Origin of the sequence: Extensimonas perlucida, assembly GCF_007655255.1 — a bacterium.
Classification (GTDB): Bacteria; Pseudomonadota; Gammaproteobacteria; order Burkholderiales; family Burkholderiaceae_C; genus Extensimonas; species Extensimonas perlucida.
Window position 1 is genome coordinate 1 of sequence record NZ_VMYE01000035.1, and the last position, 12,823, is coordinate 12,823.

Here is a 12,823-nt window from a genome sequence, read left to right on the forward strand (position 1 = left end):
GATCATCATGGTGTACGGGCTCCTTTGCTGGCTTGCTCATGTTCCTCAATCAGGGCTTGCAAAACGGCACGAGCCATGAACAGGGGGTAGCGGCGGGAGTCTATACAATCGTCAGGGATGCGACAGCTATGCACTGCGCAAGCATGGCATAGAGGTGCGCAGGTTCTGAGAACTTGCCGCTGTGTGGCCTTTGTCGCATCACCGACAAGGCCCGCGACAAGGCAGCTTGCCGGTGTGCCGTTTGCAACACCAAACACCCTACAAAGCCTGCAAATTTTGGGGTGAAACAAGGCCAAAAGTGCCCCAAAGCCCTGGCACGAATTTGGCAAAGGAAGCTCACACGCGGCCACGGTAGGACGCAAGAGAGGTTCCCATGCAAGCGAGCACATCCACGGCGCCGATGCCGGCACCGACCTACATAGGCATAGGCCAGATCAAGCCCCTAGGGTCTGGCTTGGACGTTCCTGCCGCTGGCGGCGGCTGCAGCAGCCATGGCGGTGAGGGCAAGGCCAGTTGCGGTTCGTCAGCGGGCCCGGACGACATGCCCCAGGAAATCTGGGACAAGGTCAAAAACCACCCCTGCTATTCCGAAGAGGCCCACCACCACTACGCGCGCATGCATGTCGCCGTGGCGCCGGCGTGCAACATCCAGTGCAACTACTGCAACCGCAAGTACGACTGCAGCAACGAGTCGCGGCCCGGCGTGGTCTCGCAAAAACTCACGCCCGATCAGGCCGTGCGCAAAGTAGTGGCCGTGGCCAGCGAAATCCCGCAGATGACGGTGCTGGGCATCGCCGGCCCGGGCGACGCGCTGGCCAACCCGGCGAAAACCTTCGAAACCTTCCGCATGCTGCAGGAGCAGGCGCCCGACATCAAGCTGTGCCTGTCCACCAACGGCCTGGCGCTGCCCGACTACGTCGATGAAATCTGCAAATACAACGTCGATCACGTCACCATCACGATCAATATGGTGGACCCGGCGGTGGGCGAGAAGATTTACCCTTGGATATTCTGGGAGCACCGGCGCGTGCGCGGTTACGAGGCCGCCAAAATCCTGCACGAGCGCCAGATGCTGGGGCTGGAGATGCTCACGGCGCGCGGCGTGCTCACCAAGATCAACTCGGTGCTGATCCCGGGCATCAACGACGAGCACCTGTACGAGGTGAACCGCGAGGTGAAAAAGCGCGGCGCCTTCCTGCACAACATCATGCCGCTCATTTCCGAGGCCGAGCATGGCACCTATTTCGGCCTGAGCGGGCAGCGCGGCCCCACGGCCACGGAGCTCAAGGCCGTGCAGGACGCCTGCATGGGCGGCGCCAACCTGATGCGCCACTGCCGCCAGTGCCGCGCGGACGCCGTCGGGCTGCTCGGCGAAGACCGCAGCGAAGAATTCACGCTCGACAAGCTCGAGCAGCTGGACGTGGTCTATGACCTGGAAAAGCGCCAGGCCTACCAGGCGCAGGTCGAACACGAACGCCAGGCGCAGCACGCCGCCAAGGAGGAGGCGCTGGCCGCGTCGCGTGCCATTGCGGTGGCCGATGAGCTCACCGACGAGCTCAAGGTGCTGGTAGCCGTGGCAACCAAGGGCGGTGGCCGGGTCAACGAGCACTTCGGTCACGTCAGCGAGTTCCAGGTGTTCGAAGTCTCGGCCACGCAGGCGCTGTTCGTCGGGCACCGGCGCGTGGACCTGTATTGCCAGGGCGGTTTCGGCGATGACGAGCAGCTGCCCTCGGTGGTGCGCGCCATCAACGACTGCCATGCCGTGCTCGTGGCCAAGATCGGCGCCTGCCCGCGCGACGAATTGCTGGCCGCAGGCGTGGAGCCGGTCGATCAGTACGCGGGCGACTTCATCGAAAAGGCCGCGCTCGAATGGTTCAACGGCTACCGCAGCCGCATCGCGAGCGGCGCCATCGTGCACCAGCACCGCGGTGACGCGCAAATCCGCCAGGGTGCGTACACGCATGGCGCGGAGCCGATGGCGCAGGCGGCCTGAGCGCGCTCCTGCGCTACCCGTTTCCGCACATGTTTCTCATTGCTTTTGCCACCTGAGGAGAGTCATCATGTCCATGAAGATCATTGCATCCACCTGCACCGCCTGCTCGGCCTGCGAGCCCGAGTGCCCCAACGTCGCGATCCGCGAAAAGGGCGGGGTTTACGTCATCGACCCCAAGAAATGCACTGAATGCGAAGGCCAGTTCGACGAGCCGCAATGCGTGGCCGTCTGTCCGGTTGACGGCTGCATCGTCAAGGCCTGAGCGTCCATCCCCAAGTCCACACGATCCCGCGCACCCCTCGCACAACCCCACCAAAGGCAGAGACACCATGTTGCCCAACGTCACGCTCACCCCCGCCGCCGCCAAATTCATCCAGCGCGTCCTGCGTTTTTCCGGCCTGCCGCCGACGGCGGGTTTCCGCCTTCTGGTCAGCCCCGGAGGATGCTCGGGCTATAGCTCGGAATTCAGCGCCGAAGCCGCTTTGCAGGACGGTGAGCAGCTGCTCGAGGTGCAGGGCCTGCGCTTTTTCCTGCCCGCGCAAAGCCGGCTGCTGCTCGACGGCGCGACGATAGACTTCGTCGAGACGCCGACGCAGTCCGGCCTGAGCTTCAGCCACCCCGGGCAATCGAGCTGCGCCTGCAGCAGCGCCGAAAGCACCGCGCCCGGCGCCGCCGCCGGGGTGACGAAGATCGACGTGGGCACCATCGCACGCGGGCGCCCGGCGTCTGCGGCGCTGGCCTCCTGAAGGCTACGCCACCAAGGGACGGCACACCAAGGGGCAGCACCATGGAGCACGGCCGCTGGGGATTCGACGAGGCGAGCGCGCTGGCGTTTGCTGAGGGTGCGCTCGGCGGCGCCGTGAGCCCCGAGGTGCACGCCCTGATCGCCGAAGCCGGCTCGCTGCGCGCGCAACCCGCCGCCGCGCTGGCGCTGCTCGAGCGTGCGCGTGCCGCCGCGCCGCGCCACCCCGTGCCGCTGATTGCGCTGTACCGCTTTCACTTCTATGGCCACCGCCTGGCCCAAGCGCGCGCGGTGGGTGAAGACGCGCTGGCCGTGGCGCGCATGGCGCTGGGGGCGGAATTTGGCGACCAGCCGCCCGCGGACGAGGCCGTGCGCCACGACCCAGCGGTGCGCTTTTACCTGTTCACGCTCAAGGGGCTGGCCTACCTGAACCTGCGTCTGGGCGCGTTCGATGAAGCGCAGTACCTGCTGGGCGCATTGCGCCGCCTGGACCCGCAGGACCACGTCGGGGGCGCCTTGCTGGCGCAGGTGCTCGCGCGCCACCTGCAAGGCGACGCCGCGCTCGCGCAGGACTTGCCGCCCGAATACCCTTTGCGCGGCTGGAGCACCGCACCATGAACGCACCCGGCCATACCCACGCCGCGCTCCCGCCCGGCCCCCGGCCCCCGCAGGATGTGCAAGCTGCGCCCGGCGACATCCCGGCGCGCCACTGGCAGGGTGGGCCGGTCGACTGCAGCGCCTGCGTGCATGCGCCGCTGCGCGCACGGCAGGGAGAGGCAGGGCAAAAAGGCTGCGAGCCGGGCTACGCATGCATGCAGGACGCCTACGCGCGCCGCATAGACCGCTTCTTTCGCTGGCACCCCGAACTGAGCGACGCGCAGCTCGACCACCCCTATTTCGAAGTGCGCGCCATCGCCGCGCGTTACGCCAGCGTGTTCCGCCTGGCGGCCCTGGTGGACGACCCCGACGAAACCGTGCGCATGCAGGTCGCGCTGCGCCTGCCCCTGGCGCAGCTCAAGCGCCTGGCTGCCGATCCGCACCGCGAGGTGCGCATCCGCGTCGCGCTGCGCCTGGCGCCGGCAGAACTGGCCGCGCTGCGCAACGACCCCGACTACGGCGTGCGCGAGCGTGTGGCGCAGCGTCTGCCGCTGGCGCTGCTGCCGAGCATGGCGCACGACCCCGAGCGCAACGTGCGCATGCGCGTCGCGCAGCGCCTGGAGATGCCCGCGCTGCTGCGCATCGCCGATGACAGCGCCCCCGAGGTGCGCCGCATCGTGGCCGAGCGCCTGCCCGACGCGCTGCTGCCACGCCTGGCCGCTGACGCCGACTGGCGCGTGCGCTGGGAGGTCGCACTGCGCGCCCCGCTGGCCGCACTGGATGCGCTGCGCGACGACGCCGACCCCGAAGTGCGCCAGATGGTACGCACACGCCTGGCGCAGCAAACCCGCCAATTCCGGCTAGACACCTCCGGCCCCGCAGCCGCACTCTGTGCAGGAGCCCACCATGGCTGACATCAACCGCGACGACAACGAAATCGAGCTGGCCGGGCCGCCGCGCTTTCACTACGGCGAGCGCGTGGTTTCGCGCACCGTGGTCCGCAACGACGGCACCTACAGCGGCAAGGACATCGGCGAGGTGCTGGTGCAGCGCGGCGAGATCGGCTACGTGGTCAACATCAACAGCTTCTTGCAGCAGTTCTACATCTACGCCGTGGACTTCGTCGATTCGGGCTGCCGCGTGGGCATGCGCGCCAAGGAGCTGTGCACGCTCGACAAGCTGCCCGAAGAAGTGCTGCAGCAGCTGGGCGCCAAAGCTGCGGCGCTGGGCGATCTGGGGCTGGCGCCGGCAAAGACGGAGGAAGTATGAGCCTGGACATGAACTTCTCGGAGCCACGCGCGGCCTTGTACGCCTGGGGTCAGCGCGTGATCGCGCTCGAGGACCTGTGCAACGACGGCAGCTACCCCGAACGTGCGCCTGATGCCGTGCTTGCCGAACGCGGCGCAGTGGGCGAGATCGTCAACGTGGGGCACATGCCGGAGCACAACGAGCCGGTTTATCTGGTGCAGTTCCCGGGTTGCGTGATCGGCTGCATGGAAGACGAAATCATCCCCGCCCCCGCCGGGCTGCTGCCGGAAACCGAGGAGGCGCCATGAACCCCGCCCGCAGCGTGCCCGCCGCCGCGCGCGCCGTCCTGCAGGTCGGGGCGCCGCAGGTGCGCGACCTGATCCAGGCCCGCGTCGTGCGCGCGCTGCGCCAGCGCACGCGCTACCGCTACGTGCGCCCGCGCGTGCTGCGCGAAGGCCCCGGCTACCGCGTGGAAAGTCCCTGCTGCTCGCGCAACGTGGACCCTGCGGGCGGCACCATAGACATCGCGCTGCTGCTGCCCGACGCCGCGCAGCGCTGGTGCCTGCTCGCACGCGACCACGAGCAGGGCCGCTGGATGCCCAAACTCGAACACGTGCCGCTGGACGTCGCGCTCGACACCCTGTGCGCCGATGCCGAGCGCGTATTCTGGCCTTGACGCGGGCCGCACGACATAGCCACGGTGATAGCCACGGAGCACCAAGCATGATCTATCTGGACCACAACGCCACCACCGCGCCGGCGCCCGCCGTGCTCGACGCCATGCTGCAGGTGCTGGGCAGCGTGTGGGCCAATGCCTCGTCGCAGCACGCACCGGGGCAGCAAGCGCGGCGCACGCTGGCCGACGCCCGGGCGCGTGCGGCGCAGGTGCTGGGCTGCAAGCCGGCCGAACTCATCTTCACGAGCGGTGCGACCGAGGCCAACCACATGGCCGTGCGGGGCCTGCTGGCGGCTGCCGCGCCCGGGCGGCGGCGCGTGGTCTTCAGCCAAGTGGAACATGCCGGCCAGCTGCGCCTGGCGCACGCGCTGGCCGCGCAGGGGGTGCCCGTCGATACGGTCGGCGTGCACCCTGACGGCCGGCTCGACCTGCAGCAGGCGGCTGCTTTGATAGGCCCCGAAACCGCGCTGGTCTCGCTCATGGCGGCCAACAACGAAACGGGCGTGCTCATGCCCATGGCCGAGGTCGCCGCGCTGGCGCATGCGGCGGGGGCGGCGCTGCACGTGGATGCAACGCAGTTCATCGGCAAGCTGCCGTTTCGTTTTGGCGATTGCGGCGCCGCTGCCGTGTCGCTGTCGGCGCACAAATTCCACGGCCCCAAAGGCGTGGGCGCGCTGCTGCTGCGCCAGGGGCAGCCCTTCGTGGCGCAAACCCTGGGCAGCCAGGAGCGCGGGCGGCGCGGCGGCACCGAGAACCTGCCCGGCATCGTCGGCATGGCCACGGCGCTCGAACTGCTCGGCGACCTGTCGGCCCAGGCTGCCCGGCTGCGCGCCCTGCGCGATGCGCTGGAGCATGGGCTGGCGGCGGCGCTGCCGCGTGTGCATGTCTGGGGCCAGACGGCAGAGCGCCTTCCCGGCACCAGCTACCTGCGCTTCGGGCGTCTGGAAGCCGACGTGGTGCTGCAGCGGCTGGAGCGCCTGGGCGTGGCCGCGTCGTCGGGCGCGGCCTGTTCCTCGGGGGGAACGCAGCCCTCGCACGTGCTGCGCGCCATGGGCGTCGCGCCCGCGGAAGCGCTTGCGGCAGTGCGCCTGTCGCTGGGTGCCGGCAGCACGGCGCAGGAGGTGGCCTACCTGCTGCAATCCCTGCCGCCCCTGCTCGAGCCCCTGCTGCGCGAAGAAGAGACGCTGACCGCAGCATGAGTGATGCCTTTTGCACTGCAATCCACCTATTCCATTCCCTTACATCCCCCCACCGGAGCCGACGATGAAAGTCATGATTCGCAAAAATGCCCAGGGCGTGTTGAGCGCCTACGTGCCCAAGAAAGACCTGGAGGAGCCCATCGTCGCCATGGCCCAGCCGGACATGTGGGGCGGGCTGGTCACGCTGGCCAATGGCTGGCAGCTGGAGTTGCCCACGCTGCCCGCCGACACGGCCCTGCCCATCACGGTCGAAGCGCGGCGCCTGGCTTCGTCCGTCGAACAGGAATAGGGAGCCGCACCATGGCCCTGACCCTCGAAGCCTTGCAGCAAGCGGGCCAGCTCGTCGCCTGCGCAAGCACGCTGCGCGAGGCTGCAGCGCAATGGCGCAGCCGCTACCCCGACCTGCGCGTGGTGCTGGTCGATGCCATGGACCTGCGCGGCGAAACGCCGGCGCTCGAGCTCGGCCCACGCCGCATCTATCTGGCCTCGTCCAACGGTCATTGCTGGCACATCACGCAAGCGCCGCAGGACGCCACGGCGCTGATCCTCACGCAGGACGAGTGACCCCAAAGACAGCAGCGCAAAAACAGCAGCACCACAGCAGGAGCCATCATGGACATAGACGTCATTTCCCTGTTCGAACCCGAGTGTGGCGCGCGCGAGTCCGAATGCGTGCAGGCCGTGCTCGACTCCGGTCGCTGGAGTGATGGCCCCATGGTCGAAGCCTTCGAGCGCGCCTTTGCCGCCTGGGTCGGGCGCCGCCATGCCGTGGCTGTGGGCAGCGGCACGCTCGGCACCTGGATCGCCCTGCGTGCATTGGGCATAGGCGCGGGCGACGAGGTGGTATGCGCCAGCCACTCCTGGCACCAGGTGGCGCAGGCCATCACCCTGGCCGGGGCCACCGCGGTGTTTGCCGACATCGACTACTGGAGCGGCAGCCTGAGCCCTGAAAAAGCCGCGCTCAAGATCGGCCCGCGCACCCGCGCCCTGCTCGCGGGCAACACCAACGGCCACCCGGCGGCCTGGGAGCCCCTGCGCGCGCTGGCGCAGACCCATGGGCTGCAGCTCATCGAAGACAGCAGCGAGGCCCTGGGTTCGCGCTACCGCGGACAGAGCGTGGGGACGTTTGGCGACGTTTCGGTGTTCGATTTTTCGCCGCCCTCGGCGCTGTGCACGGGTGAAGGCGGCATGCTGCTCACCGACGACGAGGCGCTGGCGCATGAGCTGCGCTATCTGCGCCAGCGCCGGCTCGCCGACCGCAACTCGCTGTCGCTGGGCGCGCGCGTGCCCTTGCAGGCCGGCATGAGCGAGCTCACGGCCGCGCTGGGGCTGGCGCAGCTCGCCGGGCTCGACGACCGGCTGAGCGCACGCAAGCAGGTCGAAGTCTGGTACCACGAGCAGATGCAGAGCTTCGAGGGCGTCAAGCCGCCGTACCTGGCCGACGACGTGCAGGAAGTGCACTGGATGTTGTACGTGGTGCACCTGGGCAAGCGCTTCACCGCGAGCGCGCGGGCGCAGATGATCGACGACCTGCGTGCCTGCGGCATCGAGACGGCGGCCTACAGCCACCCCTTGCACCAGCAGTTTTTCTACATGCAGGCCGGCGACGCCATCGGCCGCCAGCGCGGCCTGCTGCGCGACACCGACCGCATCGGCGACCGCGCGCTGGCCCTGCCGCTGCACACCGGGCTGGACGCCACCCAGGTCAAATACATCGTCACCACGCTCAAGGACACCGCGACCAACGTCGGCGCCGGGGCGGCCATTTATCTTTGAACGCTCTGCGCTTTGCCATTCACCCCAGGGGAACATGATGAACACCGCTGCCGCCATCCCGGAAATCACCCGCCTGCTCGAAGCCGGCACCGTCATTCCCTACCTCGGGCCAGACATGCTGGGCCTGTGCAGCAATGTTCAGGTGCCGGCCACGCCGCTGGCGCTGGCCGAAATTCTGACCGCCAAGGTCAGCGTGCCGCACAAGATCCGCAAACGCCTGACGCAGGCCGCGCAGTTCATCGAAAACTTCAAGCACCGCAAGACCGTGGTGCACCTGATGAACGAGGCTTTTGCGAGCGCGCCGGCCCCTTCGGCCCTGCACCTGGCCCTGGCGGCATGCAATACGGGGCTGTGGGTCGATACCTGGTACGACGACACCTTCATGCACGCGCTGCGGCTGGCCCGGCCGCAAGGTGGCTGGGTGCAGTTGCAGGGCCTGTCGCAGTCAGAGCACTTCGGCCAGTGGACGCAGACCTACGACGCCGCGGGCCAGGCGCTGGCCGACTCGCCCGACTCGCCGGGCCTGGTGGACAGCCCCACCGCCATGCTCTACAAGCCGATCGGCGGCCACAGCCCGGCGGGCAACTATTTGGTTTCGGACTCCGACTACGTCGAAGTATTGACCGAAATCGACATTCAGACGCCCATTCCCGCCGCCGTGCAGGCCTGGCGCAGCGGGCGCAGCTTTCTGTTCCTGGGTTGCCGCTTCGACGACCAGCTCACGCGCAGCTTTGCGCGCCAGATCATGAAGCGCTCGAGCGCGCGCCACTGGGCGGTGCTGCCCGACGAGCCCACGCGCATGGAGGCGCGCTTTCTGCAGGAGCAGAACATCACGCGCATCGCGATGCCGCTCGCCGGGTTCGCCGACGCGCTGGTGGAGGCGCTCCAGCCCGCGCTCGCGGCCTGACACGCGCGCGCTCCCTGGCCCGTGGTTTTCCCCTTTCCTCGTCCCTTGTTCCTTTTTTTTGCCACCATGACTACATTGACTACCCCCACCCCTGCATCGGCATCCGCATCCACCGCAGCTGCAGCCGCAACCCCCGCCACCTTGACGGCCATGACCGTGCTGCCCTCGGGCAAAACCTACGAAGTCCCCGTGGGCACCTCCTTGCTCCAGGCCCTGCTGGCCGTGGGCGAGGCCATCGTCAGCAAATGCGGCGGCAAAGCCGAGTGCGAGAGCTGCCATGTCTTTGTCACTGCAGGCCGCAAGAGCCTGTCCAAAATCCAGCGCGCCGAGAACGAAAAGCTCGATGGCATGGTGGGCGTCAGCTCCCAGTCGCGCCTGGCCTGCCAAGCCCTGCTTGGTAGCGAGCCAGTGACGGTGCAGCTGCTTTCTTCGACCTGAGAAGGCACTCTTTGCGACGTCCTGCGCTTCCTGCGTCGAAGATTTCACAGCGCGCAGAGGGGCCGCAAAGCAAGGTTACAATGCCGCTCCTGCGATGTTGCACAGACGTTGCAGTGCAGCAAAGGCCTTGTGCTGGCACTCGCCAGTAGCAAGCAAGGCCCGCAAAGTTCTTGATCCGGTCTTCGGTCTTCATGCCGCAAGACTCCATTCCTCGATAGCTCAGTCGGTAGAGCGCCGGACTGTTAATCCGTAGGTCCCTGGTTCGAGCCCAGGTCGAGGAGCCAAATTCCATGAGGGTTGCCGCGTGAGCGGCGACCCTCATTTCATTTCGGGAATGACTCAACGCCATCCCTGGGCTCCACCAGTTTAAGCATCCCGTTTCTCGCCATCTCCCGTGCTTCCGTCATTGCAGCCTGAGTCTGGACGTTGGGCGTTTTCTCGTTCATTGCATCACTCTGCAAGGGTGGCGAAAGACCTCAACCAGGGATCGAGGCGGGCGATGTCGAATGTTCCAGTCTCGAACATTTGAATCATCTCGGCGTGAATCTGCATCGGAGCACGATGCAACCGCCAGCCATTGATGCGCAGGAACACGTCAGCAGCGGCAAAGGCGATGCGTTTGTTGCCATCCACAAATGGATGGTTGATCGCCAGGCTTTCCAGCAGCGCAGCCGCTTCAGCCACGATGTCGTCGTAGTAGCCTGTCTGCGGGCGGAACAAGGCAGCCTCCAGCGCACCAGGATCACGCACACCCGGCGCGCCGCCGTAACGCTGCATCAGCACGGTGTGCATGCCGAGCACATCGGCCGTGGTCAAGTAGTCGCGCGGCACGGCTTACTTGGCCAGTTCACGGTAGAGGCCGTCGAACTCATCCAAGCTGGACGCGAACGAGGCCATCACGTGGCGACGGGGACGTTCCCTCTGTTGCCGGTCGATGTAGTCGCGCAGGGCATCATCGAGCACGGCCTGGAACTGGCGTCCCTGGCTCTCTGCGATCTGGCGCAACGCCGCCAACACGTCGGGCGCGGCTTGGGAGGAAAATTTCTCGCGGACGGCAGCGGTCATGGCTCTCTCCATCATGATTCATCTTGATGCTTCATGATAGAGCAAGATGGGGTCCCACGCCAGTGCCTGGCTGGCCTTCGATGGCTGACTGGTCGCCATGGTTGACGCTGAACCGCCGCGTGTAAGTTGTTGATTTTTCGATGGCACCCACTGCGCCTACCCGCAGGCCAAACGGAGAATAGAGACGGCTCTGGCGGAGAAAGTGGCCGATTCCAGGCGTTTCGGCGGGTGACCACCCGCAGCACAGGTGGCCGGAACCCCGCGTGGCGCGGGGATTCCAGGCAAGAAAAAGGGCCCGGAGACTATCCGAGCCCTTGTGTATGGTGGTGGGGCAGCACCCCGCACCAAACGACTATTGAAAGTACGGAATCGAAGCGTTGCGGGCTGCTGCGAACCGCTGCGAACTCGATCGAAAAGCCTGTCAGTACGCCCTTCGGCTATGGACCATCAAGGAGGTTTTTCGCTCTGATTGGTGCCCGAAAAGGTCGCTCAACCTCGTCTGTTTTCCAGCGCCAGTTCAATTCCGGTTTGGGAATCGAACCCGCGTCCGTCAGATCGCCACCTTCCACTCCCGCAACTGGCCAACGGTCTGCGTCAGACCCTGCTTGAGCAGGGTGTCGAGGTACTCGTCTGTCGTCTTGGGCGGGTTCTTCAGCGACCGGCGATGGTTGGCCGCCGCCTCGCACACCCGAGCCGCGTGCAGATCCAGCAGATCGAAGATGAAGTCATCCGGATGCTGGGCGGCCAAGTTGTAGGGCTTGAGCCGCTCCGGCGGGAAGTCCTTCAGGTTGAAGGTCACGATCAGACTCGCGCCGCCGTGGATGGCACCGGCCACTACATGACGGTCGTCTGCATCCGGCAATTCGACGGCCGGGATCAGGTGCTCGAAGCCGGTAACGAGGCTGTCCCGTACATGGGCGTTCATCAGCGATCGCGTGCGCTCCAAGTCTTCGGCCTTCAGGTCTGGGCGCTGCTTCAGGACGTTACGCGTCCACTCGTCGTGGATCATGTCCGTCCAACGCGCCCGGTACAGATCGGTCAGTGCCAGGCGCATCAGGAAGTCGCGCAGCGGGGCCGGGTAGAGCACGCACGCGTCGTAGATGACGGTGAAGTTCGAACTCATTCATTCGTACCCCATCTTGAGCGCCTGGCCTTGCTCGGCCAGGGCATCGAGGGCCTTGCTGCGCTCCACGTCGATGCGCTCCTTGTACGCGATCACGTCCTGGTAGCGGACGCGCCGGTGCGTGCCGATCTTATGGAACGGGATCTCGCCACGCTCCAGCAACTGGACAAGGAACGGTCGCGAGACGTTGAGCACGTCCGCTGCGTCCTGGGTGGTTAGTTCGGCGTGGATCGGGATGATGCTCACCGCGTTGCCCTCGCCGATTTCGGTCAGGACGTCCACGAGCAGCCGAAGCGCCGACACCGGGACGCGAACGGGATGGGCCGCGCCCTTGTCGTCGAAGATCTCGATCTGCTGGGTTTCCGCACGGGTCTGCAGGAAGGCAGACAGCGCCCGTCCGCTCTCGCGAGCGATGGCAACTTCTTCGGCCGTCGGCAACGAATGTGTGGGAGAGAGAGTGGTCATGGCAGCCTCCTGGGAGCTTCAAACAGCATCATGGGAGGAAGTATAACCGAAATAAACGAATAATCGCAATATCCGAAACGGGCGCGTTCCAAGGGCGTCTGGCTCGCCCATCCCCAAAAGGACACCCATTTACGCCCAATCAGGCGCCAGACCGCGCTGGGCCTTGGCTCGTCGGTGGAACAGCGCCTTCATGGACTCCTGCCAACTCATTCGGAAGGAGACCAAGATGGACGTCGTTCACCTCAATCAAAAGCAACTGGCCGCGCGCTGGCATCTCAGCGAGGCCACCCTGGAGCGCTGGCGTAGCGAGGGGCTCGGGCCCAAGTTCCTGAAGCTCTGCGGCCGGGTGATCTACCGCCAGGTCGACATCAAGGCCTACGAGGAATCGTGTCTGGCGACCTCGACCAAGACGATCGCGGCGCAGACCAGTGCCAGCTGAAGAATGTTCCGTATCGTCGGTAGATGTAGCATCCCTGACGATTGTATAGACTCCCGCCGCTACCCCCTGTTCATGGCTCGTGCCGTTTTGCAAGCCCTGATTGAGGAACATGAGCAAGCCAGCAAAGGAGCCCGTACACCATGATGATCGCCTTG

Annotated in this window: 19 protein-coding genes and 1 tRNA gene; 16 read left to right on the plus strand and 4 right to left on the minus strand. The window is 66.3% G+C overall.

Annotated features, from left to right (window positions below):
* Window positions 1-373 precede the first annotated feature (373 nt).
* From nifB to FK527_RS16795, 15 genes are all read left to right on the plus strand, one after another.
* A complete protein-coding gene (nifB, locus tag FK527_RS16725; RefSeq protein WP_144735783.1) occupies window positions 374-1,993 on the plus strand; it encodes a nitrogenase cofactor biosynthesis protein NifB in 1,620 nt (539 codons plus the stop codon).
* Between the two features lie 67 nt (window positions 1,994-2,060).
* Window positions 2,061-2,255: a 4Fe-4S binding protein gene (locus tag FK527_RS16730; RefSeq protein ID WP_144735785.1), complete on the plus strand. Its 195-nt coding sequence runs from the start codon at window positions 2,061-2,063 to the stop codon at window positions 2,253-2,255.
* Window positions 2,256-2,322: 67 nt separating this feature from the next.
* Complete coding sequence (locus FK527_RS16735) at window positions 2,323-2,739, plus strand: HesB/IscA family protein (RefSeq protein ID WP_144735786.1); 417 nt, start codon at window positions 2,323-2,325, stop codon at window positions 2,737-2,739.
* 41 nt (window positions 2,740-2,780) lie between these two features.
* On the plus strand, window positions 2,781-3,353 hold the full coding sequence (locus FK527_RS16740) for a hypothetical protein (protein ID WP_144735788.1): 573 nt from the start codon (window positions 2,781-2,783) through the stop codon (window positions 3,351-3,353).
* Window positions 3,350-4,246 (plus strand): 4Fe4S-binding leucine-rich repeat protein, encoded by an 897-nt coding sequence (locus FK527_RS16745; protein WP_144735790.1) that lies wholly within the window; start codon window positions 3,350-3,352, stop codon window positions 4,244-4,246. The genes FK527_RS16740 and FK527_RS16745 overlap by 4 nt, the downstream gene beginning before the upstream one ends.
* On the plus strand, window positions 4,239-4,601 hold the full coding sequence (locus FK527_RS16750) for a nitrogen fixation protein NifZ (protein ID WP_144735792.1): 363 nt from the start codon (window positions 4,239-4,241) through the stop codon (window positions 4,599-4,601). Before FK527_RS16745 ends, FK527_RS16750 begins: the two co-directional genes overlap by 8 nt.
* 8 nt (window positions 4,602-4,609) lie before the next feature.
* On the plus strand, window positions 4,610-4,888 hold the full coding sequence (locus FK527_RS16755; RefSeq protein WP_144735793.1) for a nitrogen fixation protein NifZ: 279 nt from the start codon (window positions 4,610-4,612) through the stop codon (window positions 4,886-4,888).
* The gene (locus FK527_RS16760) at window positions 4,885-5,256 is read left to right on the plus strand and encodes a DUF3024 domain-containing protein (protein ID WP_144735795.1); all 372 of its coding nucleotides are present in this window, start codon (window positions 4,885-4,887) and stop codon (window positions 5,254-5,256) included. The genes FK527_RS16755 and FK527_RS16760 overlap by 4 nt, the downstream gene beginning before the upstream one ends.
* Window positions 5,257-5,303: 47 nt before the next feature.
* Entirely contained in the window at window positions 5,304-6,455 is a 1,152-nt protein-coding gene (locus FK527_RS16765) for a cysteine desulfurase family protein (protein ID WP_144735797.1), read from the plus strand.
* A gap of 64 nt (window positions 6,456-6,519) precedes the next feature.
* The gene (gene nifT, locus FK527_RS16770; protein ID WP_144735799.1) at window positions 6,520-6,744 is read left to right on the plus strand and encodes a putative nitrogen fixation protein NifT; all 225 of its coding nucleotides are present in this window, start codon (window positions 6,520-6,522) and stop codon (window positions 6,742-6,744) included.
* A gap of 11 nt (window positions 6,745-6,755) precedes the next feature.
* A complete protein-coding gene (locus FK527_RS16775; RefSeq protein WP_144735801.1) occupies window positions 6,756-7,019 on the plus strand; it encodes a hypothetical protein in 264 nt (87 codons plus the stop codon).
* A gap of 48 nt (window positions 7,020-7,067) precedes the next feature.
* Window positions 7,068-8,231 carry a DegT/DnrJ/EryC1/StrS family aminotransferase gene (locus FK527_RS16780; protein ID WP_144735803.1) on the plus strand — a complete coding sequence of 388 codons (1,164 nt, stop codon included), beginning with the start codon at window positions 7,068-7,070 and terminating at the stop codon, window positions 8,229-8,231.
* Between the two features lie 37 nt (window positions 8,232-8,268).
* Window positions 8,269-9,138 (plus strand): SIR2 family NAD-dependent protein deacylase, encoded by an 870-nt coding sequence (locus FK527_RS16785; RefSeq protein ID WP_144735815.1) that lies wholly within the window; start codon window positions 8,269-8,271, stop codon window positions 9,136-9,138.
* Window positions 9,139-9,279: 141 nt separating this feature from the next.
* Window positions 9,280-9,576 carry a 2Fe-2S iron-sulfur cluster-binding protein gene (locus tag FK527_RS16790; RefSeq protein WP_186298471.1) on the plus strand — a complete coding sequence of 99 codons (297 nt, stop codon included), beginning with the start codon at window positions 9,280-9,282 and terminating at the stop codon, window positions 9,574-9,576.
* A 208-nt stretch (window positions 9,577-9,784) separates the two neighbouring features.
* A tRNA-Asn gene (locus FK527_RS16795) sits at window positions 9,785-9,860 on the plus strand.
* Window positions 9,861-10,026: 166 nt separating this feature from the next.
* Here FK527_RS16795 and FK527_RS16800 read toward each other — a convergent pair.
* The 4 genes from FK527_RS16800 to FK527_RS16815 form a co-directional block, all read right to left on the minus strand.
* Window positions 10,027-10,407: a type II toxin-antitoxin system death-on-curing family toxin gene (locus tag FK527_RS16800; protein WP_144735805.1), complete on the minus strand. Its 381-nt coding sequence runs from the start codon at window positions 10,405-10,407 to the stop codon at window positions 10,027-10,029.
* Window positions 10,408-10,410: 3 nt separating this feature from the next.
* The gene (locus FK527_RS16805) at window positions 10,411-10,641 is read right to left on the minus strand and encodes a hypothetical protein (protein WP_144735807.1); all 231 of its coding nucleotides are present in this window, start codon (window positions 10,639-10,641) and stop codon (window positions 10,411-10,413) included.
* Window positions 10,642-11,191: 550 nt separating this feature from the next.
* A complete protein-coding gene (locus tag FK527_RS16810; RefSeq protein ID WP_144735809.1) occupies window positions 11,192-11,764 on the minus strand; it encodes a PIN domain-containing protein in 573 nt (190 codons plus the stop codon).
* Window positions 11,765-12,229, minus strand: coding sequence for a helix-turn-helix domain-containing protein (locus tag FK527_RS16815; protein ID WP_144735811.1), 465 nt, complete (start codon window positions 12,227-12,229; stop codon window positions 11,765-11,767).
* Between the two features lie 226 nt (window positions 12,230-12,455).
* Between FK527_RS16815 and FK527_RS16820 the strand changes: the two genes are divergently transcribed.
* Complete coding sequence (locus FK527_RS16820; protein ID WP_144735813.1) at window positions 12,456-12,668, plus strand: helix-turn-helix transcriptional regulator; 213 nt, start codon at window positions 12,456-12,458, stop codon at window positions 12,666-12,668.
* Window positions 12,669-12,823 lie beyond the last annotated feature (155 nt).

Bases quoted from the DNA above. Each gene is read 5' to 3' on its own strand.
- FK527_RS16775 (WP_144735801.1), top strand. From the start codon at position 6,756: ATGGCCCTGACCCTCGAAGCCTTGCAGCAAGCGGGCCAGCTCGTCGCC.
- FK527_RS16815 (WP_144735811.1), bottom strand. From the start codon at position 12,229: ATGACCACTCTCTCTCCCACACATTCGTTGCCGACGGCCGAAGAAGTT.
- FK527_RS16785 (WP_144735815.1), top strand. From the start codon at position 8,269: ATGAACACCGCTGCCGCCATCCCGGAAATCACCCGCCTGCTCGAAGCC.
- nifB (WP_144735783.1), top strand. From the start codon at position 374: ATGCAAGCGAGCACATCCACGGCGCCGATGCCGGCACCGACCTACATA.
- nifT (WP_144735799.1), top strand. From the start codon at position 6,520: ATGAAAGTCATGATTCGCAAAAATGCCCAGGGCGTGTTGAGCGCCTAC.
- FK527_RS16810 (WP_144735809.1), bottom strand. From the start codon at position 11,764: ATGAGTTCGAACTTCACCGTCATCTACGACGCGTGCGTGCTCTACCCG.
- FK527_RS16740 (WP_144735788.1), top strand. From the start codon at position 2,781: ATGGAGCACGGCCGCTGGGGATTCGACGAGGCGAGCGCGCTGGCGTTT.
- FK527_RS16780 (WP_144735803.1), top strand. From the start codon at position 7,068: ATGGACATAGACGTCATTTCCCTGTTCGAACCCGAGTGTGGCGCGCGC.
- FK527_RS16805 (WP_144735807.1), bottom strand. From the start codon at position 10,641: ATGACCGCTGCCGTCCGCGAGAAATTTTCCTCCCAAGCCGCGCCCGAC.
- FK527_RS16735 (WP_144735786.1), top strand. From the start codon at position 2,323: ATGTTGCCCAACGTCACGCTCACCCCCGCCGCCGCCAAATTCATCCAG.
- FK527_RS16760 (WP_144735795.1), top strand. From the start codon at position 4,885: ATGAACCCCGCCCGCAGCGTGCCCGCCGCCGCGCGCGCCGTCCTGCAG.
- FK527_RS16765 (WP_144735797.1), top strand. From the start codon at position 5,304: ATGATCTATCTGGACCACAACGCCACCACCGCGCCGGCGCCCGCCGTG.
- FK527_RS16730 (WP_144735785.1), top strand. From the start codon at position 2,061: ATGTCCATGAAGATCATTGCATCCACCTGCACCGCCTGCTCGGCCTGC.
- FK527_RS16755 (WP_144735793.1), top strand. From the start codon at position 4,610: ATGAACTTCTCGGAGCCACGCGCGGCCTTGTACGCCTGGGGTCAGCGC.
- FK527_RS16750 (WP_144735792.1), top strand. From the start codon at position 4,239: ATGGCTGACATCAACCGCGACGACAACGAAATCGAGCTGGCCGGGCCG.
- FK527_RS16820 (WP_144735813.1), top strand. From the start codon at position 12,456: ATGGACGTCGTTCACCTCAATCAAAAGCAACTGGCCGCGCGCTGGCAT.
- FK527_RS16745 (WP_144735790.1), top strand. From the start codon at position 3,350: ATGAACGCACCCGGCCATACCCACGCCGCGCTCCCGCCCGGCCCCCGG.